General features: G+C 32.0%; 21 protein-coding genes. 5 read left to right on the top strand and 16 right to left on the bottom strand.

The annotated features are described in order from the left end of the window. Nucleotides 1–104: 104 nt before the first annotated feature. Nucleotides 105–281: a hypothetical protein gene (locus tag Q0663_RS06045; RefSeq protein WP_028891109.1), complete on the bottom strand. Its 177-nt coding sequence runs from the start codon at nucleotides 279–281 to the stop codon at nucleotides 105–107. 146 nt (nucleotides 282–427) lie between these two features. On the opposite strand from Q0663_RS06045, the gene fumC reads away from it, so the two are divergent. The 4 genes from fumC to Q0663_RS06025 all read left to right on the top strand — a co-directional run bounded on the left by fumC (nucleotide 428) and on the right by Q0663_RS06025 (nucleotide 3651). After that, on the top strand, nucleotides 428–1828 hold the full coding sequence (fumC, locus tag Q0663_RS06040; RefSeq protein ID WP_299007957.1) for a class II fumarate hydratase: 1401 nt from the start codon (nucleotides 428–430) through the stop codon (nucleotides 1826–1828). Between the two features lie 55 nt (nucleotides 1829–1883). Continuing rightward, complete coding sequence (locus Q0663_RS06035; protein WP_299007954.1) at nucleotides 1884–2357, top strand: nucleoside deaminase; 474 nt, start codon at nucleotides 1884–1886, stop codon at nucleotides 2355–2357. A gap of 250 nt (nucleotides 2358–2607) precedes the next feature. Next, a complete protein-coding gene (locus tag Q0663_RS06030) occupies nucleotides 2608–3117 on the top strand; it encodes a hypothetical protein (RefSeq protein ID WP_299007951.1) in 510 nt (169 codons plus the stop codon). 144 nt (nucleotides 3118–3261) lie between these two features. Then, a complete protein-coding gene (locus Q0663_RS06025; protein ID WP_299007948.1) occupies nucleotides 3262–3651 on the top strand; it encodes a hypothetical protein in 390 nt (129 codons plus the stop codon). 600 nt (nucleotides 3652–4251) lie between these two features. On the opposite strand, the gene Q0663_RS06020 is transcribed toward Q0663_RS06025, so the two are convergent. Both Q0663_RS06020 and Q0663_RS06015 read right to left on the bottom strand, forming a co-directional pair. Beyond that, the gene (locus Q0663_RS06020; protein ID WP_299007944.1) at nucleotides 4252–4893 is read right to left on the bottom strand and encodes a DUF6266 family protein; all 642 of its coding nucleotides are present in this window, start codon (nucleotides 4891–4893) and stop codon (nucleotides 4252–4254) included. A gap of 137 nt (nucleotides 4894–5030) precedes the next feature. Continuing rightward, nucleotides 5031–5471: a hypothetical protein gene (locus tag Q0663_RS06015; RefSeq protein ID WP_299007942.1), complete on the bottom strand. Its 441-nt coding sequence runs from the start codon at nucleotides 5469–5471 to the stop codon at nucleotides 5031–5033. A gap of 268 nt (nucleotides 5472–5739) precedes the next feature. Between Q0663_RS06015 and Q0663_RS06010 the strand changes: the two genes are divergently transcribed. Next, nucleotides 5740–6072, top strand: coding sequence for a helix-turn-helix domain-containing protein (locus tag Q0663_RS06010; RefSeq protein ID WP_299007939.1), 333 nt, complete (start codon nucleotides 5740–5742; stop codon nucleotides 6070–6072). A gap of 357 nt (nucleotides 6073–6429) precedes the next feature. Here Q0663_RS06010 and Q0663_RS06005 read toward each other — a convergent pair whose 3' ends face one another. The 13 genes from Q0663_RS06005 to Q0663_RS05945 all read right to left on the bottom strand — a co-directional run bounded on the left by Q0663_RS06005 (nucleotide 6430) and on the right by Q0663_RS05945 (nucleotide 23383). Further along, nucleotides 6430–7161, bottom strand: a complete 732-nt coding sequence (locus tag Q0663_RS06005; protein ID WP_299007936.1) for an SOS response-associated peptidase — start codon at nucleotides 7159–7161, stop codon at nucleotides 6430–6432. A gap of 31 nt (nucleotides 7162–7192) precedes the next feature. Continuing rightward, the gene (locus tag Q0663_RS06000) at nucleotides 7193–8452 is read right to left on the bottom strand and encodes a Y-family DNA polymerase (RefSeq protein ID WP_299007933.1); all 1260 of its coding nucleotides are present in this window, start codon (nucleotides 8450–8452) and stop codon (nucleotides 7193–7195) included. 1 nt (nucleotide 8453) lies between these two features. Then, entirely contained in the window at nucleotides 8454–8903 is a 450-nt protein-coding gene (locus Q0663_RS05995) for a LexA family transcriptional regulator (protein WP_092205671.1), read from the bottom strand. A gap of 396 nt (nucleotides 8904–9299) precedes the next feature. After that, nucleotides 9300–10055, bottom strand: coding sequence for a hypothetical protein (locus tag Q0663_RS05990; protein ID WP_299007930.1), 756 nt, complete (start codon nucleotides 10053–10055; stop codon nucleotides 9300–9302). Further along, entirely contained in the window at nucleotides 10055–11533 is a 1479-nt protein-coding gene (locus Q0663_RS05985; protein ID WP_299007927.1) for a DUF2779 domain-containing protein, read from the bottom strand. Before Q0663_RS05985 ends, Q0663_RS05990 begins: the two co-directional genes overlap by 1 nt. A gap of 18 nt (nucleotides 11534–11551) precedes the next feature. After that, nucleotides 11552–13141 (bottom strand): DUF87 domain-containing protein, encoded by a 1590-nt coding sequence (locus Q0663_RS05980; protein ID WP_299007924.1) that lies wholly within the window; start codon nucleotides 13139–13141, stop codon nucleotides 11552–11554. Further along, nucleotides 13141–15141 carry an AAA family ATPase gene (locus tag Q0663_RS05975; protein ID WP_299007921.1) on the bottom strand — a complete coding sequence of 667 codons (2001 nt, stop codon included), beginning with the start codon at nucleotides 15139–15141 and terminating at the stop codon, nucleotides 13141–13143. The genes Q0663_RS05980 and Q0663_RS05975 overlap by 1 nt, the downstream gene beginning before the upstream one ends. 2 nt (nucleotides 15142–15143) lie before the next feature. Beyond that, nucleotides 15144–15362, bottom strand: a complete 219-nt coding sequence (locus tag Q0663_RS05970; RefSeq protein WP_299007918.1) for a DNA modification system-associated small protein — start codon at nucleotides 15360–15362, stop codon at nucleotides 15144–15146. Between the two features lie 33 nt (nucleotides 15363–15395). Further along, complete coding sequence (rhuM, locus tag Q0663_RS05965) at nucleotides 15396–16379, bottom strand: RhuM family protein (protein ID WP_299007915.1); 984 nt, start codon at nucleotides 16377–16379, stop codon at nucleotides 15396–15398. A gap of 18 nt (nucleotides 16380–16397) precedes the next feature. Then, nucleotides 16398–18749 carry a DEAD/DEAH box helicase family protein gene (locus tag Q0663_RS05960; protein ID WP_299007912.1) on the bottom strand — a complete coding sequence of 784 codons (2352 nt, stop codon included), beginning with the start codon at nucleotides 18747–18749 and terminating at the stop codon, nucleotides 16398–16400. Nucleotides 18750–18764: 15 nt separating this feature from the next. Next, nucleotides 18765–20789: a site-specific DNA-methyltransferase gene (locus tag Q0663_RS05955; protein ID WP_299007909.1), complete on the bottom strand. Its 2025-nt coding sequence runs from the start codon at nucleotides 20787–20789 to the stop codon at nucleotides 18765–18767. A 26-nt stretch (nucleotides 20790–20815) separates the two neighbouring features. Continuing rightward, on the bottom strand, nucleotides 20816–21007 hold the full coding sequence (locus Q0663_RS05950; protein WP_299007904.1) for a helix-turn-helix transcriptional regulator: 192 nt from the start codon (nucleotides 21005–21007) through the stop codon (nucleotides 20816–20818). A 120-nt stretch (nucleotides 21008–21127) separates the two neighbouring features. Beyond that, entirely contained in the window at nucleotides 21128–23383 is a 2256-nt protein-coding gene (locus Q0663_RS05945; RefSeq protein ID WP_299007901.1) for a DUF3987 domain-containing protein, read from the bottom strand. Nucleotides 23384–23399: the final 16 nt, after the last annotated feature.

Genomic DNA, 23399 nt, shown 5'->3' with positions numbered 1-23399 from the left:
TTGTTGTAAAAACTTAGGTTGACAAACTTATTTCTAGTTAAATAAAGGCACAAAAAAACCACGTAAATAACGTGGTTTAAATATTTTTTTATGATATCTAAAGATTACTTACCTTCTTCGGCAGCTCTTTTAGCTTCTCTTTTTAACTTCATGTTTTCCCAGATAGTTCCGCCAATCCAGTAAGGAACTACAAATGTTAATAAGAAAATTAACAGCCAAAATCCAGCTGTAAAAATAAACATGAATAATACTAATCCTGAGAATTCTGAAAAATCTAACATTTGTTTCTTGTTAATAATTGTTATGCCACAAAATTATAACTATTTTTCTTTTCTTCCAATAAAATCTAATAAAAATAACTCGTAAAAACTATAAGAATTTGTAATTTTGGACATCATTAATTTTTAGCATTTTAAATCATTTCATAATGACAAAATATAGAATTGAGAAAGACACTATGGGACAGGTAGAAGTACCTGCTGATAAATATTGGGGAGCACAAACTGAGCGTTCTCGTAATAATTTTAAAATTGGTCCTGCTGCCTCTATGCCATTAGAAGTTGTATATGGATTTGCATACTTAAAAAAAGCAGCTGCTTTCACTAACGCAGAGTTAGGTGTTTTAGCTGCTGAAAAACGTGATTTAATTGCACAAGTATGTGATGAAATTTTAGAAGGAAAGCACGATGATCAATTCCCTTTAGTAATTTGGCAAACAGGTTCTGGTACACAAAGTAACATGAACGTTAACGAGGTTATTGCAAACCGTGCGCATGAAATTGCTGGAAAAGTAATTGGTGAAGGTGAAAAAACTATCCAACCGAACGATGACGTAAACAAATCGCAATCGTCTAACGATACTTTCCCAACGGGTATGCACATTGCTGCCTACAAAAAAATTGTAGAAGTAACCATTCCTGGTGTTGAGCAATTACGTGATACCTTACAAGCAAAAGCAGAAGCTTTTAAAGATATTGTAAAAATTGGACGTACGCACTTAATGGATGCTACTCCCCTAACCTTAGGACAAGAATTTTCTGGATATGTAGCGCAATTAAACTTCGGATTAAACGCTTTAAAAAACACCTTAGCGCATTTAGCGCAATTAGCTTTAGGAGGAACTGCGGTTGGAACAGGATTAAACACTCCTGCTGGTTACGATGTGTTAGTTGCTAAATACATTGCTGAGTTTACAGGATTACCATTTGTAACTGCTGAAAATAAATTTGAAGCTTTAGCAGCGCACGATGCTTTAGTTGAAACACACGGAGCGTTAAAACAATTAGCTGTTTCATTAAATAAAATAGCAAACGACATTCGTTTAATGGCGTCTGGACCTCGTTCTGGAATTGGTGAAATTATTATTCCTGCTAACGAGCCAGGATCTTCTATCATGCCAGGAAAAGTAAACCCAACACAAGCAGAAGCTATGACTATGGTTTGTGCACAAGTAATGGGTAATGATGTTGCAGTAACTGTTGGTGGTACTCAAGGTCACTACGAATTAAACGTTTTTAAACCTATGATGGCAGCTAACGTATTACAATCAGCTCAATTAATTGGAGATGCCTGTGTATCGTTTGATGTAAATTGTGCTGCTGGTATAGAACCAAACCAAACAAGAATTACTGAGTTATTAAACAACTCTTTAATGTTAGTTACGGCATTAAATACTAAAATTGGATATTACAAAGCTGCTGAAATTGCAAATACAGCACACGCAAACGGAACTACTTTAAAAGAAGAAGCAGTACGTTTAGGATACGTAACTCCAGAACAATATGACGAATGGGTAAGACCAGAAGACATGATTGGAAGCTTAAAGTAAAAACATATTTTTAAGCCACTTAATTGTGGCTTTTTTTTGCTATAAATTTAAAATGATGAATACACACGAAGAATATATGAGTGAAGCTGTAAAAGCAGCTTTAAAAGGAATGCAGAGCAACGAAGGAGGACCTTTTGGTTGTATTGTTGTTAAAGATGGAAAAATCATCGGAAGAGGAAACAATAAGGTTACTTCTACCAACGACCCAACTGCACACGCAGAAGTAACAGCCATTCGTGATGCTTGTAAAAATATAGGTTCTTTTCAATTAGATGGATGTATTGTATATACCTCTTGCGAACCTTGCCCTATGTGTTTAGGCGCTATTTATTGGGCACGTCCTGATAAAGTTTTTTACGGAAGTAACCAGCAAGATGCTGCTAATATTGGTTTTGATGATGAATTTATTTACAAAGAAATTCCGTTACCATACGAAAAAAGAAGTATTCCGTTTGAGCAAATTGGACGTAACATTGCCTTAGAACCTTTTCAGAAATGGTCTGAGAAAGAAGATAAAATAGAATATTAAAAAGTAAATTCCCTTTGTATTTTTACAAGGGGATTTTTTTTAGCTCCTTTTTTAGTGAAGCAGTAAACACTTTTATTCATTTTTATCACTCACTTTAAACTTAGGACTTCTCCTCAACAAAAAATTACCTTCTTTCTTCTATTTATTTTTTTATATTTGAAAGAATAAAAATTGCTAAACTTTATTATATCCCATGTTATTGTCGGTATAAAACAAATAAAGTTTGACATATTACAAGTTATAGTTAATTATGAAAAAGACAATACCATATATTTTAGCATTATTGGCTTTAAGTTGTACTGCCATAAAACAAAATGGAAAAGAATTATTGCAGAATAATAAAGATATCGAAATAGCCAAAGTTTTGACTATCAACAACAATGATTCACTATATTTTAATGAATTAAGACTTCACCTTTCTTCTGCCTTATACACAAAAAAATATATGTTTAAAAAATTTGGACATTGGGATAAAGTTATAAAAATAAATGATTATCAGTATTATCTTATTTGGGAAAATTGTAAACTTTTTGATGAAAAAGTAGAATTTTATACCGTTGCTGCTTCTGGAGTTGAAAGCAGGAAAGAAATGTATTCTTCAGTAATAGTTCAAAACAAAGATAATATTGATTTACTAGCTGAAAATTCAAAACTAAAAGATACTTTGGTTAGTATGTTTTATTATGGAACTAAAAAAACGGCTCTTAGCAAGGATAAATTCTATAGAAAATATTGGGAAATGAGAGATTCGATTAAATAATAACTAATTACAACACCATGTATAATTCATTGCTAGTTATAGCCTACTTACGAAAGTCCTTGCGGACTTTCTATCTGTGATTTATTTGCTAATTTAGTACTTAAATCACGCAACTTTCCTTATACAAACACGTTGCCACCAATTATGAAAAAAATCCTGCAAATAACAATCTTTCTGTTTTCAATCGGAGTTTTTGCTTGCGATTGTGATCCGCCGAAAATAACTAAAAAATATACTCAATCTGATTTTGTTGCTAATGTTACAATCCTCAAAATCTATCCAAACCAAAAGAATGAAAAAGGATACAAAGCGGATATTAAGATTAATGAATTATACAAAGGAGAAAACTTAAAATCAATTTATGTTTACGGAAGAAGCGATAATGGAATTGGAAGTTCTTGTGATATTCATATTCCAGCGAATACAAAACTTATAGCTTATGCGATAAAAAATAGTGAAGGAAACTATGGAATTGGAATGTGTTCCGGAATAATGTATCTTGATTATTCAGGATATTACAGAAAAAAACTTTAAAGAACAACAAAGAGCTGGAAAGACAAAAAAGAGAATTAGAAATTCTGCAAACTTTTAAATCAAAAAATATAAATTTCACCGACAGAATAAATTACAGAGAAAAAGCAAAACTGCATAAAGAATTACAACAATTTAAAGGAATTGAACTTGAGAAAAGTTATGGTATTTATGAAATAACTTTTTCGTCTGAATTGAGTATAAAAAACGTAATTGAAATAAGTGGTTTTGAAAATCCAATCGACAAAAAGTTAGTTGAAATAATTTAAAAAACACAATGGACAAGTTTTGACAAAGGAGTAAAAAATAAAGTTCCTGAAAACAGTAAATTTCTAATCGGAATTTATTTTTATCCGAATGAAAAGGGAAATCAAGGTTTTTTAAGTCAATACTACCTATGAAAAAATTAACTGGTGGTGACAATGCATTATATTAATTAAATCAAGCAACCCTTATAAATAAAGGGCTCAAAAAGATTAATTTAAAAAGGGTACAACATAGGTATAACATTATAACCTACAAGTAGAAGTGATCTAAAGGCATAAAAAAACCGCTTCTAAATTAATAGAAACGGTTTTTAAAATGTATTTAAACTTAAAGTTATTAAGCAGCCGTACCAGAGCCTAAATACACACTATTTGATACTTGACTACCATCAGCAGAAACAAACGCCATAAATAGCTCTACTGTGTCTCCTGCATAGGTGTTTGGAATTGTTACCGATTGAGAACCTGCTGTTCTGCCTGCACCATCTAAAATATAAACAGATTCTTTTTTACTTGGATTGTAAACTAACAACATTGCTTTATCTGTTGCATTTGCGTTACCCTCTGCCGAGTTATCACCCCAACCAAAATCCACTTGTCCAGGTGTTGTTAAGTCAGTAGTACCGTTTAACACTCCAGATAAAGAACCTCTACTCAATAAAGCTAAAGAATAATCGATTGTGAAGTTAGGTGCAATCCCTCCTACTGCATTATTTAATACATAAGACATTGCAGCATTAAATTCAGTTTTCTTTGTCGCAAAAGACTTGTAACCGACTTTTAAAAACTCTTTGTTTGGCTGTAAATATTCCAATGTAACCGTAAATTTATTACGTTGGTTTACTTGCCCCTCTGTTCGAGGATTCGCCACACTTGATGGCTTAATTCTGATGTAGTCAATACCTTTCCAACTACCACCGATGACATTACCTACTTTTCCAGATAATCCGCCTAAAATTCCTTGAGAAATCTTTCCCATAATATAAAACAATTTAAAATTAAACTCCTTTGGATTTGGTACGGACTTTATATTGCTTTAAAACCTTTATTTCACTATAAATATAACCAAAATAATGCCATTTTGTTACTGTTTTAAGGCGTTACGATGCCTTTGCATTAGGCTTCTTTAATTTGCATTAGTTTGAAACAGTTACGAATGTATGCAACCTTTAAAACTGCCATTTTATCAATGACATTTTGAAGCTCTTTTTCTTTTTTACTGATAACCTCAACCGCTTTTATGTGTTTTTGCATCTGGTCGCTTATCTTTGAAGTAGATTTTAAACCTTTTTTAAGCGTTTTTCTGCAATCATCTACAGAAATAAACGGAATAACACTACCCTTTAAAAAATAAGCGTAAAAACCGCCTATTTGCAACATCATAGATAAATGAAAAAGCGTGTTTTTATCTGTTTCGGTTTTTGTGATTACTACTAAACAGTTAGGACAAGGATTTGAAAGCGGTTTCCCGCTGTTAAGTCCTTTGTTTAGGATAAAAAAATGAGGGTTCGAGTAGGTTCTTCCGATTTGGTGAGTTTTCAGTTCAAAAGTTGACATAGCTATCCAATTTAAAATTGCTTCGCTACGCTTCGCACCATTATTTTTTTTGAAAAGAAAAAAAGATAGCCTCTATTGTTGTGGCGTGGATGAGGCTGTCAAGGTTTTTGGATAAAAGTTTTTTGAGTTAAAATGTTTAATGAAATAGATAAAATATCTTGAAAAAGTTTTATTCAAAACCCGTAGGGCTTGACCTTTATAGCCTTGCGCGTTGGCTATGTTAGCCACATATATTTGCTACCTTTTTTTATTTTAATACTTATATACTATGGAAAACCCTTTTGAAATTATTAATGAGAGATTAAGAAACATTGAAAACTTACTTGAAAACATCTATTCTAATATTGGAAGAAATGAAACTAATATTATCACTTCCAAGATTATGGATATTGAACAATTATCTGATTATTTAGGTTTATCGAAATCACATATTTATAAATTAACAAGTACTCATAGTATTCCGCATTCTAAAAGAGGCAAAAGACTTTATTTTGATAAAGAAACTATTAATAATTGGGTGTTAGAACATAAAATTTGGACGCAAGATGATATTGAAAAACAAGCTGCTGATTATTTGATTAAAAAAGGAAAACACTTTTAGGGGAAGTAACACTTAAAAAAATAGGTTTTAGTACCGTATTGAGCTTTGGATGAAGCGTTTGTATGGGTAGCGTTTTAAATAGTTGTTTGATAAAACAGCATTTAAACAAGCTACTTATACAGGACTTTTAGACAATAGCTTATTGCTTTTTTGAGGTACGATAAAAAGTAATGTGCTATGGCGTATTACTACATTTTATAAACCTATTTTTTTATAACCGCTGACTTGGGTGGTGGGGAAAAGTGGACTATGATATTAGTTAACGAAATGAAACAAACAAATACTTGAGGTAAGGAATACTTGGACTTAACGATGGTTTTGTGCAGCTTGAATGAGATAACTAATAATTAAAACAAATTAAATTATTACACCTTCATATTTTACTTCATCAATAATTGATTCTGTATCTGTGTTAATTTTAATTTGAAATAAATCACGACTAACTGTATATGTGCTTAACTCGTTCTCATTGTAATTAAGATTAATTAATTCATTAATGCCGTTTTCGTTTAAATCATCTTTTAACCATTCTTGTTCAAAGTCCTTTTGAAGTATTACCGGTTGTCTATTTTTTTTATTATGAATTTTTGCAAATAATGGTGATGCTTTTTTAGTAAGAATAGTAAAGGTAACAACATCCCCAATTATTGTATATAACCCAGCTAAAGACAAAACATCGTTGTTTTTGTTCTTTATATGAAATGGATATTTTTTTCCTTTGTACTCGTGAGGTTCAAAAAATCCTGTTACTGGAATTATACAACGTCTTGTTAAGGCTGAATGTTTGTATATAAAATGATTAAATAATTTTTCGGATTGAGCATTAAGACCACCACCATACCGAACAGCTTCTTTGTAATAATCGGTTAAATGTTCAGGTTTTTTATTGCCTGGAACTATACCCCATAATGCAGGTGCTAAAGCTGATGGACCTTCTTGTGGTATTATCAGCATATCAGGATGAGAAAAACCGTTTAAGTGGTATCTTGGAATATCATAAGCTTCTCTTGCATCATCCCTTGTCAATGAAACATCATAGCGGTTTTCAAGCTCAATTACTTTTTTTGTTTGAGAAGTATGGAAACACATAAGGTTTTATTTAGGTTACTAAATATACTAATTAAACTCTTATGTCGATTATTTCATTAATGTTGGTTGAATATCGTGGGGATAGGCGTTCTTGTTTCATTTTCCATTGCCTACCTAATGATTGACTACCAAACTTTATTTTATTGTTACCGTAAGCTTTATTTAGCCTATCTACGATATTCATTATAGGTTGGTGCTTTGGGTTTTCGGAAGTAAATAGTGTGAATTGTTTTTGATTACTTGGGGTTAAACCCATTACAATAACCCCTGCTTTTTTATAATGAAAGCCCTCTCTATAAATTGCTTGTAACCCTGCTTCTGCATATTTAACTAAATCAATGCTCGAATTGGTTGGATAGTGTGTTTTTACTGCAATGTTTCTACCATATTGAGGTAAATCTTTTCGGAAACCGTTGGTATGCAAAAATACCATAAGCATATTGCATTGTGATTTTTGATTACGAAGTTTTTCTGCACAGGACACAGCAAAAGTAGATACACGTTCTCTAATATCTTGATATGATGTTAGCATACCCTCAAATGAACGTGTTGTTACTATCATTTTCTTGTTTGCAGTAGTTTCTAAATCTAAAGTAGGTTTACCCTCTAAATCGTGTTTTAGACGTAAACCAACAACAGACATATTTTTACGCACCCAATCATCTGACAGTTGGGAAAATTGAAAAGCATTATGAATATTTAAGTTTTTTAGTCTTTTGGTATGTTGCCTACCAATACCCCAAACATCTTCGATTGGTAACCACTTTAAGGCTTTTATGCGCTTTTCTTCATCATCTATTACATAAACATTGTTAGTACGTTCTGGGAATTTCTTTGCTATTTTATTGGCAACTTTAGATAATGCTTTTGTTGGTGCAAAGCCAATACTTATTGGAATACCTGTACCTTTTGTTACACGATTACGCATTGTTTCACCTATTTCCTGAAGGCTAAAAAGTTCAAAACCTATAAACTTTAAAAATGCTTCGTCGATACTGTATATTTCAACTTCTGGTGTAAACTCTGAAAGTAGATTCATCACTCTGCTACTCATATCGCCATATAAAGCGTAATTTGAAGAAAAAACGTTTACGTTTTGTTTTTCAAATGTTTTAGAATATTCAAATGCAGGTGCGCCCATTGGAATACCTAACGCTTTTGCCTCGTTGGATCTTGCAATAACACAACCATCATTGTTTGACAAAACCACAACAGGTTTACCATTTAATGATGGGTTAAAAACACGCTCACAGGAAGCGTAAAAGTTATTGCAGTCAACGAGTGCGAACATATCATAGGTTTTTGATTACGTTAGTAACAATACCCCAAATGATAAAATCATTGTCTTTAGTGACTTGTATAGGTTTGTAATTTTGATTCTCTGCAATTAACCAAACACAGTCTTTTTCTATGCTGATGCGCTTAACTGTAAATTCACCATCTATAAAACAAACAGCTATTTTGTTATTTGTAGGTTCTAAACTTTTATCAATAATTAGTAAATCACCATCGTGAATACCTGCATCTATCATTGAATCACCACGAACACGACCGTAAAATGTTGTGCTTGGGTTTTTAATTAGATGTTTATTGAGGTCTATGTTTATATCTAAAAAATCATCTGCTGGGGATGGAAACCCTGCGCTTATACCATTAGCCACAAAAGGCAATTTTAGATGTGTTGAAACATCTGCACCATAAAATTCAATTGCTCTTGTATTATATAATTTTCTGACTTGCATATTGCAAAGTTATATAAAAAGGTTTTCGTTTTTTATATTGAAACTTTCAATTTATTAACGGTGTTGAGCGTAAAGGCAGAGCGGATATTTTACATAATACCAGTTATAGCTACAAAATACATTAACACTGCGATAGCAAACCATTGAAAAGTGCCGTTTGCTACTATAACTTGTATTATGTAAACATAGCTTTGGGTAGTTTTTGGTGTGCGCGTTGGCAACAGCTTTTTACTTTTTTATTGTACCGATTTAATAAAATATAAACGCTTAAATAAAACAAGTAATGTGCTGTATGAGGGTTGGCAACCAAAAACTACAAGCGCGTTGGCGAGCGGAACAAAATAAAAGACAGAAGATTTTGAGGCACGAAAAAACTGGGTTTTGGGTTGTGGGGACTTAATAATACTCTAATTGGCGATGAGTTACATATTGTAAAATACCTTCTTTATATCTTATACGTTCAATCCAATCACCTAATGAGTTATACTTATACTCATAAGTTATAATACCATCTTCAGAAATAATAAGGCCTTTACCATTATAGTTGTATTTCCTTATATCATTCAAATCGTATGAGCCGTCAGCATTCGCCATTATTTGTTTTGTTTTAAAACCGTTTAGGTCATATTCAAAAAAATCAAAGTAAATAACTTCCTTTTCATCTTCTAATTTCTGACTTATCAGCTGTCTCTTATCATTATAAGTTTCAGTTGCAATAAAATCAGCATCATCCATCGTGGTCACTTTATTAATAATAACAGTGTTTCCATTTATATATTTATACGAGAGGTTTTCAATACGACTGTCTTTATCTTGAAAAGTCTCTTGAATATCCTCTTCTATTATCCTACTACTGTTATCATAATTAATTTTATTAATCATTGTAACTCTACCATTACATAGTTCTTCAATAGATTCTAACTGTTTTTCATTATAGCTATAAACATAAGAGTAATTACTATTGAGTTTTTGAACAAGCAACAATCTGCCAACCCTATCAAAAATCAACTCATATGATGAAACAGACTGTTTTAGTTCAATGTTTGGTTTATCAGCTATAGATATTTTCGGATACTTAACTATTTCCTTAATTGATTTTATATTATTTATATAACGCTCTTTAAATTTTATGTATTCTTCGTAATGATACATTAAGATATGATTTTAGTTAACACCTCATAAATTTTAACCATTGCCAAAGTATCTAATTCGCAGTAGTCTAAAAGTTTTTTTCTTGTTGCTTCTATATCTTCATTAAAATTTGGGTCTAAAACCATTCTTCCCCAAGTATCTAATGCCATAGTGCCATTATTAACATCTAAATCTGAGTAGCTTATATCTGGGCACAATACAGGTAATACTTTTTTAATGGAACTTGAACCGTGAAAACGATAGTCTATGTAGTCTTTTTTGAAAATAGTTTCTAAATCAAACGTATGCTCGTTAATGTAAGTAAGATAATTGGTAAACCGTGGCAACCATTCTATTAAGTCTTTATTTCTGCCAATTTCAAAACTTGCGTGCCACGAAACAAACGTTCCTGTACTACCTGTAAAGTCTTGCATTGCTTGTAGCATATCTTTTGGCATATTCATAGCATCCAATAAATATTCAAAATGAGTTAAAGTATCATCTTCTGTAAGTGTATGAATAGATACTTGAAAAGTTAAATGTTTATGTGGACTTAAACCATCTAATCTTGGGATAGCACTTGCATAGGTTTCATAATCTATAAAATGTAGTGGAAATTTTAATTTACTTAACTCTCTTTTGATATTAGATTGATTGATTATAGGTTGCTCTTGTTTTACAGATTTTACTTGGGTTTGTTGATTTACATTTAACTCAAAATCTAAAGGAATATCAATAATTGCTAATTGCTCATTATCTGCTAATAAACCTACTTTTTTAGCTGAAATACGACCTATTTCATAAATACTATAGTCTGGAATAGTGGTATTAAAATAGTTAAAAGCATCACAATGATTAGACCTTGTTTTATACTTACAAGAACATACAGTTTCATTTATGATTGCCTTATTTATAAAATTAGAAGCTGCATTAATTTGATTGACTACACTTGAATAGATGTTATCTACTGCATCTGTTATATCTGCAATTTCTAACAACTCATTAGCTACAATATCACCTTTTTTTAAATACTCTTTGTTTAAATGGATAATAGATACTTTAGAAACTACGTAACCACATTCAGTCAATACATATTTCTGAAAACAGGCATCTTCTATTTGTCTATGCTTTCTATCTTTTTTTATTGAGGTAGAAGATTTTACTTCATAGATATGCCACGTACCATCTGCTAACCGCTCTAATATATCTATACGTGCAAATACATCTTTATTTGTGCTAAATGATGGCTGAAAATAAACACTATGTGTATCTGTTAATGCGTTTTGTGTTGCTGTAGGACTGCCATATTCTGGTAAGTTTACACCGTTTGGAAATAATTGTTTTGCATAGGCTTCTACTTCGTAACCTTCTTTTATTAACTTTTCTGCAAATAACGAAAACTCACCTTTAGGATATACCTCTGGCTTATTTTTTAATAACCAAATAGACTCTGGACAGTCTAAATAATACTTAAAATCTGTTTTGGTGAGTTGGTGCATAAATTAATTTTAGCTTGATTATATAAACCTATTTACCTTAATTTTTTTGAACTTTTTACCCATACCTAATACAATATTTGTATTGTCTTTAATGATTAATTCCCCTAGTGCTAAACCTGCAATTGCTTCTTTTATTTCTTGAAACTCGTTACCTGAAACCCCAAATAAATCTTTGATCACAGCATCTGTAATGGATTGCTGTTTCATTATTAAAGGATATTGTGCATTAGCATAGAAGTCAAAATATTTAGACTTGTAACTATCCATATTTTGTGTTGCCAAGATGATACTTAACCCTTTATTTCTTCCTACAGCTATTAAATCTCTTAATGGCTTATTATCAAAATCTAACATATAATGTGCTTCGTCTATAATTGTAAAATGTCGAATTTCTACACATTCTTCAGTTACTTCTTGTTTTGGCAGTTTTTCATAAATCGTATTTAATTTAGAAATGATAAAATATACAATTGCTTTTGCCAATGGACCATCTTTGGGATAACCATCCATTTTCACAATAAAACTATTGTTAATTAAATCGATATTATCTTCTGTTGCAAATAAGTTATTTCTAATTAATTGCTTTAATACTGATTTGATACTATCGTCTTTTTGACGGTCTTTTTCGTTTTGTAAATGATTGTATTGATCTAGAATAATTTGAAATGAAACAGGTTTGTTTTTTGTCTTTCTGTATGAAGCAATTACTGCTTCTGCCAATCTATTACTCATATTTGCACTCATACGTGCATTGTCTATTGCACAGATAGCATTGGCTAGTTCTGTAGCGTATAGGTTAATTTCATTTTGAGTTTTTCCTTCAAAATTTTTAAAAGGTGAAAAAGGTAAAGGTTTTTTTATTGGGTCTAGAACAGCATCATCATCAATTTCAAAGTGATTAAACCAAGAGCGATTGGCAGGGTCTGAAAATTCTCCTTTATAATCGAAAAATAAAAAGTTTACTGGATATGCTGTTTCTACTGTTAAGGTACGCATTTCACGCATTAATACCGCTAAAAGGTTTGATTTACCAGAACCTGTTGAACCTGCAATTAAAATTTGTGTGTTAGGTATTTGCCTACCGTTTAGGTTTAAGGTTGCCGGCATATCACCTTCAAATAACCCAATATTTAAATCTAAGAATGGTACTGTGCCAAATGAAGTATTACCAGATTTAGCAGTAATTGTTAACCAATTATCAAGATTATTATCATCCATTAAATATTTTAAGCCTTGTTGCATCTCGTAATTGATTATACGACTACGATTAGCAGCTACTGACCAATCTATATCTATATGATTATATCGATATTTTATAAGACTTGACCACATTACTTGTAAGTTGAATTTAGTAAAGGTTGTTTCGTGGATTCTTAAACTATCCATTGCTACCTTTTCGATGTCTGACCAAGATCGTTTGTGATTTTGACTTAAACCTGCTGCTAATGTTAAACGTTGTAATAAATTATTGTTTAACGTTAACTGTTTTGCTTCTTTACGATATTCTTTTAGGTTTAATTTTTTTTCAATTTTATGTTTTAAAGGTAATAGGCTATCAATTAACCCTTCGCTTTGCCTTATATTATGTAATGCTATTTCTTCCATCATTAATTGTTTATAGAATTACCAAAATACCCTTCTGTAACATTTGTTTTTTGAGCTTCTTTATCTCTAAGTAATGTATATGCTTTGGCTACAAAAGGTTCTATTTTTTGCAAATCTGAATTAGGTCTTACCTCACTATCAGAACTTAATAATATGGTTTGATGTGATAATTCTGGAAAGTAATTTTCTAACAAGGTGCTTCGGCTTGTTTCATCTAATACACCCATAACTGTATCTATCATTACAGGTGGGTCGTAATCGCCAAATTCGTGCAACGCCTTTAATAGCACTTGTACCACTACTTGTGTAGACGCTGTGTTTAGTTGACTTAAATAGATTTCGTTACCTGCTTTATGATAAATACTAAAGTTTAGATCTTTTAAATCTTCTGATAACTCTACACGATCTATAACATCTTGATAAGCCGCAAGATTAACGTTTAAATCGTGTTTCATTTTATCTTCTATTTTATCTTTTTTGTTTTTAAGCAACGTATTTGCTATTTCATCAAACAAGGGTTGTAATTTTTTTAAAGCTTCAAATTTAGGGTCTGGTTCTTCTGTAGTTGGAATATCAAATTGTTGTAAACGTTTTGCTATCTTTTTTACTTCTTTATCCTTATCCTCAATTTCAGATTTCAAGGTTTTAATTGCACTTTCATTCTCTTCATAGGCTTTAATTAAAGAATAGTCTTTTCCTGTAATTTGTGCTTTTAAATCTTCTATTTGTTTTTTAATCTTGTGCGCGTTGGCAATATCTTTATCTAGATTTTCTTTACGGTGAGTAATAGAATTGTAAGGATTTTGATAATTACCATTTGCTAATTTTTTTAAAGCTTCAATTTCTGAAATTTGAAAATAATCGTATTCTAAATCTGTGTTTTTATCTTCTAATGATTTTAATACTTTATCTGCTAATTGACTTACTGACACGTCTTTTAAATTATGTCCTTTATCGGCAAGTACGTTTACAGCTTTTATCAATACGTTTTCTATCACTTCTTTGTTTAAATGCGTGTAGGCATCTGCATTGGAAGTTTCACGTTCGTTTATAATTAAGGCTATATCATTTTGTAACACCTCAGCTAATTTTGGTAAGCTTACGTGCATTTCAAAATTTTTAATAAAATCGTTTACATCAGTTTTGTATTGCTTTTCCTCTTTATCTAGATTACTTAGCTCTTCTTCTAACTGTTTTACCTTATTGTTTAGTGTAGATTCTTCATTCATACCTGCCTTTAACGTATCGTACAAATCTTTATTAGATACTGAAAAATCTAGCGCTTCTTTACGTTTTCCTTTTAACTCGGTTAAAGCTTCTTCTTCTTTACGTTTTTGTTCTACTAATTGTAAATATTCTTTCTTTTCGTTTTCTAAATCGAGCATTTGAGCTGTATAATCTTGTGTAAGACTTTCGGCTGCTTTAGCAAACGACAAGTATCTATTGAAGCCCATAACATTTTCAATATTTTCACGAATTACACGATTAAGGCGGTCTTCTTTTAAAAGGCTCCCAGCCTCCATAGCATCAAATAAGAAATAGCGACTTAACTCTTCAGGTAGATTTCCTTTTATAATTTTATTTACTTGCGCTTCTTGTTCTGCTCTTTGCGCTGTAGGTGTTGCAGTACCGTATTGAAAAATGGAACCATTCATATTTAGCTTTACACTTTCTACAGGTTTTTTGGCTGTATTGAGCATATAGGTTCTTGTAAGCACATAGGACTGTTCTTGGTTTAGTACTCTGCCTGAAAAAAATAATTCTAATTCAATTTTTTCTTCAATTTTACCCAAAGCACCAGCATTAAGCAACTCGTTAAATTCTTTATCGTTGGATATGTTTAAGCCATACAATGCACCGTAAATAGCATCAAAAAAAGTTGTTTTACCACCACCATTAGCACCACCTATTAATACAATAGGTTTGTCTGGGTCTGTTTCTAGATTTATATCGAGTTCTAGATATGTTTTAAAATTTTTAGCTCTTATTCTTTTTATTAACATAACTATTTTATTTTTTGAAGTGCTTTTTCCATTAGCTTTTTTAATGCCTTTTCGTCTAAGTCTTCATTTTTAATTTTTTTCTCGTGATAGGCTTTTAAGAAATATTCTTTTAGCCATTCTGCTTCAACCTCATACTTTTCGCAAATAGTCTCTATGGTTACCATATCGTCTTTACGTATGCCGTAATGTATAAATAGAGAATCTAGTCCTTTGTTGCTCATAATACTATTTTTATATTGCCTAAGGTGATTACCTTATTTTTTGTCTTTTAGTTTTTTTATGTCTTTTTCTAACTCTTTAAGGCTTTTTTCGTAAGATAATCGCTTGTTTTCTTCTTTGTATTTTTGATACTCTTTAGCCACTTTATTCTTAGCCATTTCTTGACTTATTTTACCAGCGTGGGTTAACAGCTCTCTACCGTTTAATTGTAAAATAGCATCTAACCGTTGCACCCAATCTTTCATATACATTGGTGTTTGTTGTTGCGCCATAGTTTCGGCAAACGCTAAGTATTGTTCTACAATAAGTCCTAGTAAACGCATTTCATCTTCGTTTAAGTAGTTTTTAGCAATACCTGCTTCGGATTTTGTAACCGATTTGTTTTTTTTGTCGTACGCTAACATTCCCATTAAAGGTAATGATGCATCTACACGCCTATACACTAACTCTGCAGCTGTTTTTTGACTAATAGCCCAAAGCAATTTGTTTTGTACAATTTTAAAGAATTGAATGGTTTTTTCGTCTTTAGGATTATAATCTATACTGGTGGCATAAATGTCTTTTATTTTTTGATAAAAGAATTTTTCTGAGATACGTATTTCACGAATGCGGTTTTGCAGTTCGTTAAAATAGTTCATAGAGGTTCCTGTTTTAAAACGGTCATCATTAAGTGTAAAACCTTTTATGATGTATTCTTTTAAACGCTGTGTTGCCCAAATACGAAATTGTGTACCTTGTTGTGATTTTACTCTATAACCTACAGAAATAACGACATCTAAGTTGTAAATTTTTATAGGTTTATCTGAAGTACTAATGTGCATTTTTTGCACATTGCTTTTTTCATCTAGCTCACCTTCACTAAAAATTTTACCTATATGCTTGGTTATTACACTTCTATCTCTATTAAAGAGTAAAGCCATTTGTTCTTGGGTTAACCAAACGGTTTCTTCTTGAAGGCGCACATCTATTTTGATGTTCCCCTCTTGGTTGGTATAGATTAAAATATCTCCTTTTTCCATTTATAGGCTATTTAAGTTTTAAAGTAATTCTGGTTTTAAAAACTCCCAACCTGTTAAGTCTTTTGTATCTTCTATTCTATTCGCACAAAACCTCCAATGATTAGAGTCTATGGGTTCTTCTATTAACACACCACCCAATAAATTTTCATTGTTAGCCTCTTGGTTGGCTTTTTCTATATACTCTAGAAGTGCGTTGTGCTTTTTAGGTGCATCTAAGTCTGAACGTTTTGTTTTGGTATCGAATAACCCCATTTTACCAGATTTGAACTTTATTACAAAATCTACATAAAATAGGCTAGGTCTTTCTAGCTTTTCGTCTACTTGTTTTATATAAGGTACAGCAAAATGTTCTTTTCCTGCATCTCCATTTTTGTACCACCATTCTATATGTTCGTTGTTGGCTTCTAAAAACTCTTTGAATTTTTTTTCTGGACTAGATACGCTTATGTATTCATAAAAAGGCTCCATAGCGTGACTATCTATATATTGCTTGTTGAAATTTTCGCTATAGTAACGATATTCTGGCACTTCCCAACTTGCGTATTCCACTCTTCGTTTTTCGTTTCCTTTTGCTTTTTGCCATTGCTCAAAACGTTCTAATGCTACTACAATTAACTCTTCTAGTAATCTTCTATTTTGAGGAAATAAATAGATACGTTTGGCTTCGTGCTCAAACAATCCTAAATAATATTCGGCAAAAAAGAGTAACACATCTCTTAGTTTTTTCCAGCTTTTGGAACGGTTAAGCCTAGTTATATTGTCATAACAAAAACGCTCGAACATTGTATTAAACTGATTCATAGTAATAGCAAACTGCTTGGTATGGTCTGCATTTACCATAATGCTATTTACAATATATGGGTCTGCCTCAATATCTACAGGAATTGGTATTTGGTGATCGTCTACCTTGAACTCCCAACCATTTTGTTGCATTGCTAATAAATTAGCTTCTTTTGCTTCTTTTAAATTTTCCTCTACTTCAGTAGTAAATAAATCTACATCGGGTAACATAGCTACACTAAAACGCTGTTCCATTAGGTTGAAAAAATGCGTTTGAAAGGTAGAGGTTAATACCCCTTTTGCAGCACGGTCGTTTACTATTTGAGCAGAATTTATTTTATCAAAAACCCAACCTCTGTCTTTTTTTCTTTTTGCCAATTGAAAATTGATAAAATCTGCATCTGAAGGTTCAAAGTTAATACGAGTAGATTCTATATTGGTATAAACATATCCATAATTTAAATCGTCGTTATTGTAGTGTTTACGGTGTGGCATACGTAAAATTCTACCCACGGTTTGAATCCCAAAAGAAGGACTATTAACCGTTCTATAACTTACCAATATGGCTGCTCTAGGACAGTCCCAACCTTGTGCTACTGCTTGTTTAAAAATCATTACATCTTGCATTGCATTGATGTCTTCAATACCATCTTTATCTTTTTCGCCACTTAGCCATATAGCCAGTCTTCCGTTTTGGGTAGTTACGTTGTACTCGGCATTTAACAATCCTACTAAGGTATCTCTAATAGACTTGTCTTCTGAACTTAAGGAAACGTTATCTGATGGTAATTGAATTAGCAATAACGGATTTACTTTGTTTTCGCCTAACTCTTGCGCATATAACGCTTTTAATTCTTCTTTTTTCTGAAAGGCTTTGCGAAGCAAATGCATATGTACATTTTCTCCGTTTTGCTCTTCTGGATTTAAACCAATATTTAAACGAATTCCTTTTTTAATGAGTTCTTGCTCTACTACTTTTTGTCTTGGCACAAATACCGATAATTGAGGACGTTGTATGTTATGTGCTGTAGCGGTTACCAATACTTCTACATCTGCTTCTATTAAATTACGTACTGCTATGGCTTGTTTGCCACTAAAGGCACTTAAATGCGCTTCGTCTATTATTAGCACTATACTAGTATCATTAGCCTGTGTGTTTTCTATTAGGGTTTCTAGGTTGGTATTGGTTTCGTTGTCTTTTCTCCAAATATTTTTGGCAGAATGTATGCTACTCCAATTAAGAAACAATAAATCTTTAGCGTTTAATATAGGATTGCTTCCTAGATTGTCTAAATCTATACAATTTAGTTTTTGGGTATCGCTATAAAGATTTTGCAAAGCGTGGTAACTTTGTATATGTAGCGTGTTGGGTGCTAACCATACAAAAGCCATATTACTGTTATAGCCTGGTTTAAGTTGTAGCTCGTCTACCAACCGCTCTATATACGATGCCATCATTACGGTTTTACCCGAACCTGTTGGCGATTCTAATAAAATAGGGGTTTGTTTGGTAGGTTCTTGTAATGCAGTATAGGTGTTTTCTAACAAACTGGTGACTGCTGTTTCTTGAAAATCTTTTAAAATGTACATAGTAAATTAAGAATTTTATGCCTCAGCAGTATTGTTGTTATACACTTGTTTTTTATCTAATTTTAACGCTTTTATGGTACTTAGATACGCATTGTAAATGGCTTCTGGTAAAGGAACCACTTCTACCTTTTCTGCCACCTCGTAAAACTCTTCTGCCAGTACTTCTTTTTCTGGGCTAAAGGCATACAAACGTACTTTTTCTGTGGTGTGGGTTAAGCTCTCTACCCAAGATATTAATTGTTCTTGTACTTGCAGTTGGTTTCTGGAATGGTAAATAGCCACTAAGTATTTACCCTTGTTGTTGGTAAATATTTGTGCTTGTTTTGGGTTTATACTTAACTGGTGTTGCACCTCTGTATAACAATCTTCTTTAATGCACAGTAGCTCTGTAGCGAGTTGCGTAAGCTGTCGTTTGTTTTGTAAAGAAGGTTCTCTATCTACAAAGGCGGTTTTGTAGTAGCGTAGGTTGTTGTTAGAATGATTCTCATTTGAATTCTCGTTATCAATTTCACCGTTGATTACGCTTTTATTTCTAATATAGCAGTCTTCTGCTATATTATCCTCATTATTAGTTGCTAAAAAACAAGTTATTTTATTATCATCTTGCTTGTTAATTTCCAATGTAGCGTGTAATACAGAGCCTGTTCCAGCAAAAAAATCTAATATAATATTAGGGTTTGGATGAATAGATTTAATTAAATACTTAGCTACATTAATTGGTTTAACATAAGGAAAATTAATATCTAATTTATCTAATAAGGTATCATCACTGCCACCATAATTTAGTACAGATGAGGTATTCTCTTTTAGGTTTTCAATAAGTTTATATTTCCTTTCTGGTTGTTTTTTTTCATTTTTACCAAATAAAATCTCTCCCTGCAAAAATGAACCATCTGGGTTTTTAATTGGCTCTTTGTTTCCTAATAGTTTTTTCATAGTAGCTGAAGGGTTTCTCCATCCTCTATTTGGTAAAGGACAATCTTTATTCGTAATAGGATGTTTTAATGGTATAAAGTAATCTTCAGGTGCTGTTTGTTTATTGGGCCAAGACATTGAAACACCACGATAAACAAATCCTTCATTATCTATGTATTTATACATTTTTTCTCCTTTTGAAAAATCCTGATTCTGCAACCAAGCTTTGAATTCTTTATTTACTAATTCAATATCATATTCAATTTCAAATTGTTTCAAAATATCTATAGAGAAATTAAAGGGTTTTAAGACATCTTTAATTTCTTTAGGTATTTCTGTTTTACCGATTTTAGAATATAATCTTTTAGCCTTATTAATCATTAAAGAGGCATTTTCCTTGTCCTTTAATAATGTATTATTAAGATTTAAAAATTCTTTACGATTTCTTGCAAAACAAAGGATATATTCGTGCATATTAGCCACTCCTTTAGCATCACCTTTTGGGTTTTTCTTATTCCAAACTATTGTACCTAAATTATTTTGCTCACTAAATATTTCTTTTGTGAGTATACTCAAATTATCATATTCATTCTCATCAATATGGCAAATCATTACTCCCGTTTCAGATAATAACGTTTTGGCTATTCGAAGCCTTTTTTCCATAAATGACAACCATTTGCTATGACGGTAAGCATCTTCCTTATCAACATAACTATCATTGTATCTAAAATCTTTCTCTCCAGTGTTATAAGGTGGATCAATATAAATAAGGTCTATTTTATTTTCGTGGGTAAAGGTAAGTGCTGTTAGAGCGTGTAGGTTGTCGCCTTCTATGAGGATGTGGTTTGGGTTGGCTTTAGGTTCTTGGTTAGACCCTTCGACTGCACTTCGACTACGCTCAGTGTCCACGCTCAGGGTGACAGCATCGTTAATAATGGCACGTTCTTTTACCTCTTGCAGTACAGGTAGTTTAGTGCGTAGTTGCTCTTCTACGTCTTCTGGTTTGTCTTCCCATACTAGGCCGTATTTTTTTTTGGTGTTTACCAAGTTTACCAAATAGGCACGTTCGTCTTGGTTTAGGCCTTCTAGTGATTTTATTTTGTTGAGTATGTCTTTTTTGTTCATACGTAAGTTGCTGCTTATTAAGCGGTTTATTTTTTAGTATCTAACAATGCTTTTGGGTCTACATTTAATATATCTGCTATTTCATATAACACTTCTAAACTGGGTTGTTTTCTGTTTTGCACATACCCATTAACGGTATTAAAACTTTTACCCAGTTTATCTGCTAACCATACTTGCTTTATGCCTTTGGCTTCCAGCACTTCTTTAATTCGGTTCATAGGGAATGCAATTGAGTGTTAAATATATAAATATTTGCTTAATATTTATATAACGTATTGTGTTATATTTTGATGTATACTTATCACTTAACCTTGCAAAGTTTGCAAACATTGCAAACCTTACAAACTCTTTAATTTTTGATAATAACCCGCTTTAGGTTTTACTAAGTAGCCTGCTTGTTCTAGTTTTGCTAAATAATTATCTACCGTACGCACTTTAATTTTTAATTTATCACCAATGGTTACTGCTTGTTTTCTGCTAAATTCTTGTGGTAATTCTTTAAAGAAATTAGCTTTAGGCGAGGTAGGTTTAAACTGCATATTTGTAGCGTTATTTGGTAAGTTTTTAAATACCAATATACTGTGCTGTAAGTAGACATCGGCTAACTTTAGTGCATTTTCAAAATCATGGTCGGTACATTCTAAATCGGTATCTTTTAATTGATACTCGTATTTTCTTATGGCTGTAAATATCATACAAAAACGATATACCATTAAGCCTAAACGCTTTACTACACTTGTAGCATCTTTACTTACTAAGTTGTAGATTCTAAATAAATATTCATCAAATAACGGATTGAATTTTCCCCATTGTGCATCTGACAAATGAATATTAGTCACCGTATTTTCTAAATATCTTACCATACGATAGACATCATCTGAAAGGTATTTAAAATGTTCGGTTAAATTAACTGGATTGGATTTTGGTGATGGGTCTAACCACTCTGGATTGGATGCAAACACATAGAACATAAATCTACTAAACAAACCATCTTCTGCCGATTGTATGATGTTTAGTATTTGATTAGGTGTGCCGGAAAGCACCACCGACAATCTTGGGTTATCGATTTCGAAATACTCGTTATTGGTTTTTCTAGAAATGGATATTTTTTCGTTATGATAGGCTTTACGTAATAAATCTGAATATGAACCCCAATCGTTTTTAAAGGTTTGCCCTAAAGTATCTGCTTCGGTTTCGCATATAATACCAAAACCCTCGTTATCTTCGATATGCTTTATCATTTTCGCATTACTTGTATTTGCAGGAATATAAACCACTTTAAAAGGCGGTTGTGCTGGCTCCTCTGGTGCTTCTTCTCCTTTTTTAAGATACTTTTTGGCTTGCTTTTGCGCTTCTAATTCTTTTTTATAATCTGCTTCTTCATCTTTAGAATTTTGAATTACCGCTTGATGGTATTTATCGGCTAACATTTTAGCGTATGTTAAGGCTCCTTTTCCTGAAGCTGCTGGTGCTAATAGAAATGAAAATAAATTGGGATAAACTTCTTTACCTCCATACAAACCTAAAACATTAGGTAAGCATCCCGATAGAATGCTTAATGCTCCTGTAAGAAATACATCTTTTTCGCGTTGGGTTTTTAGCACTTCTAATCCTTTTTGAAATATTATTGGCAATGAATTATATACGTCTTTTGGAATAGTTGGTGTAGTTGTTAAAAGCGATAAACTTTCTAAGTTTTGGTTGTCTTGATTTTGTGTTTCTTCTGAAACTGTAGCGTTTGCAAATTTTGCAAACTTTGCAAAGTCTGCATTGTTGCTTTTATAAGCACTTCTAACCGTTGTTTTTATTTCTCTTTCTGATAAATCAAAATTTGCAATACAGTATTGATAAGCGTCTTCTTCTATAACTCCAAACCTACAAGCGTTTGCCGAAAATAGATATATGTAGTTATTTCTGTTTCCTTCGTGATACTCGCCTTTTTGATTAGTAAACGCTTCGCAATTATTTAATATTTCTACAGTAGATAATTGTTGATAACTATTAGCATTAACATCACTTACTGTTGTTGTTTGTTTTTCTTCTTCTTGGATTTCAAAAATTGTTGCTTCTGTATTGATATAGCAATTTTCGTCGTAAGACATAAAACATAATCTTGCATAGTCGCTTCCAGAAGTATCTACTACCGTATTTAATGCTTGTTCGTAATAATCTACTACTTGATTATAAACCGTTTTATGTTGTTCTACATTTGAATTTACACGCACAATAAATTTTACACCTTTACCTCTCGTACTAACAAAACACGCATAGGTATAAGGTGCTACATTTATAACAGGAATGATTCGGTTAAGTTCTGATTCTGATAGTTTATCAATATCTAAAATTATGTATTGCGTGTAAACTTCAAGGTTTTCACTACTTCTATAATTATCGAATACTCCAGACACGGTAAATCCTAATAATTGCTTTTTTAGGTTTTCGGCTTCCTCTTCTTTATCTAAAGACATTAAGTGTCTTATTTTGTCGATTTCGGTTTTATAAGTACCTGTTTTAATATCGTTAAGCACTTCTACTAAAGGTTTATCTGAAACCTTATATACAAAGTCTCTAAAGACTGATACAGCTGCTGTCATCTCTATAAGGTTTTAG

The organism is uncultured Tenacibaculum sp. (assembly GCF_947504135.1).
Taxonomy (GTDB): domain Bacteria; phylum Bacteroidota; class Bacteroidia; order Flavobacteriales; family Flavobacteriaceae; genus Polaribacter.
Note: the sequence above shows the minus strand (reverse complement) of the source record. Positions and strands in the feature narration are given on the sequence as shown.

What these genes read in the sequence shown, in the direction of transcription:
- Q0663_RS06045 (WP_028891109.1), bottom strand. Translation starts at nt 281, where the DNA reads ATGTTAGATTTTTCAGAATTCTCAGGATTAGTATTATTCATGTTTATT.
- fumC (WP_299007957.1), top strand. Translation starts at nt 428, where the DNA reads ATGACAAAATATAGAATTGAGAAAGACACTATGGGACAGGTAGAAGTA.
- Q0663_RS06035 (WP_299007954.1), top strand. Translation starts at nt 1,884, where the DNA reads ATGAATACACACGAAGAATATATGAGTGAAGCTGTAAAAGCAGCTTTA.
- Q0663_RS06030 (WP_299007951.1), top strand. Translation starts at nt 2,608, where the DNA reads ATGAAAAAGACAATACCATATATTTTAGCATTATTGGCTTTAAGTTGT.
- Q0663_RS06025 (WP_299007948.1), top strand. Translation starts at nt 3,262, where the DNA reads ATGAAAAAAATCCTGCAAATAACAATCTTTCTGTTTTCAATCGGAGTT.
- Q0663_RS06020 (WP_299007944.1), bottom strand. Translation starts at nt 4,893, where the DNA reads ATGGGAAAGATTTCTCAAGGAATTTTAGGCGGATTATCTGGAAAAGTA.
- Q0663_RS06015 (WP_299007942.1), bottom strand. Translation starts at nt 5,471, where the DNA reads ATGTCAACTTTTGAACTGAAAACTCACCAAATCGGAAGAACCTACTCG.
- Q0663_RS06010 (WP_299007939.1), top strand. Translation starts at nt 5,740, where the DNA reads ATGGAAAACCCTTTTGAAATTATTAATGAGAGATTAAGAAACATTGAA.
- Q0663_RS06005 (WP_299007936.1), bottom strand. Translation starts at nt 7,161, where the DNA reads ATGTGTTTCCATACTTCTCAAACAAAAAAAGTAATTGAGCTTGAAAAC.
- Q0663_RS06000 (WP_299007933.1), bottom strand. Translation starts at nt 8,452, where the DNA reads ATGTTCGCACTCGTTGACTGCAATAACTTTTACGCTTCCTGTGAGCGT.
- Q0663_RS05995 (WP_092205671.1), bottom strand. Translation starts at nt 8,903, where the DNA reads ATGCAAGTCAGAAAATTATATAATACAAGAGCAATTGAATTTTATGGT.
- Q0663_RS05990 (WP_299007930.1), bottom strand. Translation starts at nt 10,055, where the DNA reads ATGTATCATTACGAAGAATACATAAAATTTAAAGAGCGTTATATAAAT.
- Q0663_RS05985 (WP_299007927.1), bottom strand. Translation starts at nt 11,533, where the DNA reads ATGCACCAACTCACCAAAACAGATTTTAAGTATTATTTAGACTGTCCA.
- Q0663_RS05980 (WP_299007924.1), bottom strand. Translation starts at nt 13,141, where the DNA reads ATGATGGAAGAAATAGCATTACATAATATAAGGCAAAGCGAAGGGTTA.
- Q0663_RS05975 (WP_299007921.1), bottom strand. Translation starts at nt 15,141, where the DNA reads ATGTTAATAAAAAGAATAAGAGCTAAAAATTTTAAAACATATCTAGAA.
- Q0663_RS05970 (WP_299007918.1), bottom strand. Translation starts at nt 15,362, where the DNA reads ATGAGCAACAAAGGACTAGATTCTCTATTTATACATTACGGCATACGT.
- rhuM (WP_299007915.1), bottom strand. Translation starts at nt 16,379, where the DNA reads ATGGAAAAAGGAGATATTTTAATCTATACCAACCAAGAGGGGAACATC.
- Q0663_RS05960 (WP_299007912.1), bottom strand. Translation starts at nt 18,749, where the DNA reads ATGTACATTTTAAAAGATTTTCAAGAAACAGCAGTCACCAGTTTGTTA.
- Q0663_RS05955 (WP_299007909.1), bottom strand. Translation starts at nt 20,789, where the DNA reads ATGAACAAAAAAGACATACTCAACAAAATAAAATCACTAGAAGGCCTA.
- Q0663_RS05950 (WP_299007904.1), bottom strand. Translation starts at nt 21,007, where the DNA reads ATGAACCGAATTAAAGAAGTGCTGGAAGCCAAAGGCATAAAGCAAGTA.
- Q0663_RS05945 (WP_299007901.1), bottom strand. Translation starts at nt 23,383, where the DNA reads ATGACAGCAGCTGTATCAGTCTTTAGAGACTTTGTATATAAGGTTTCA.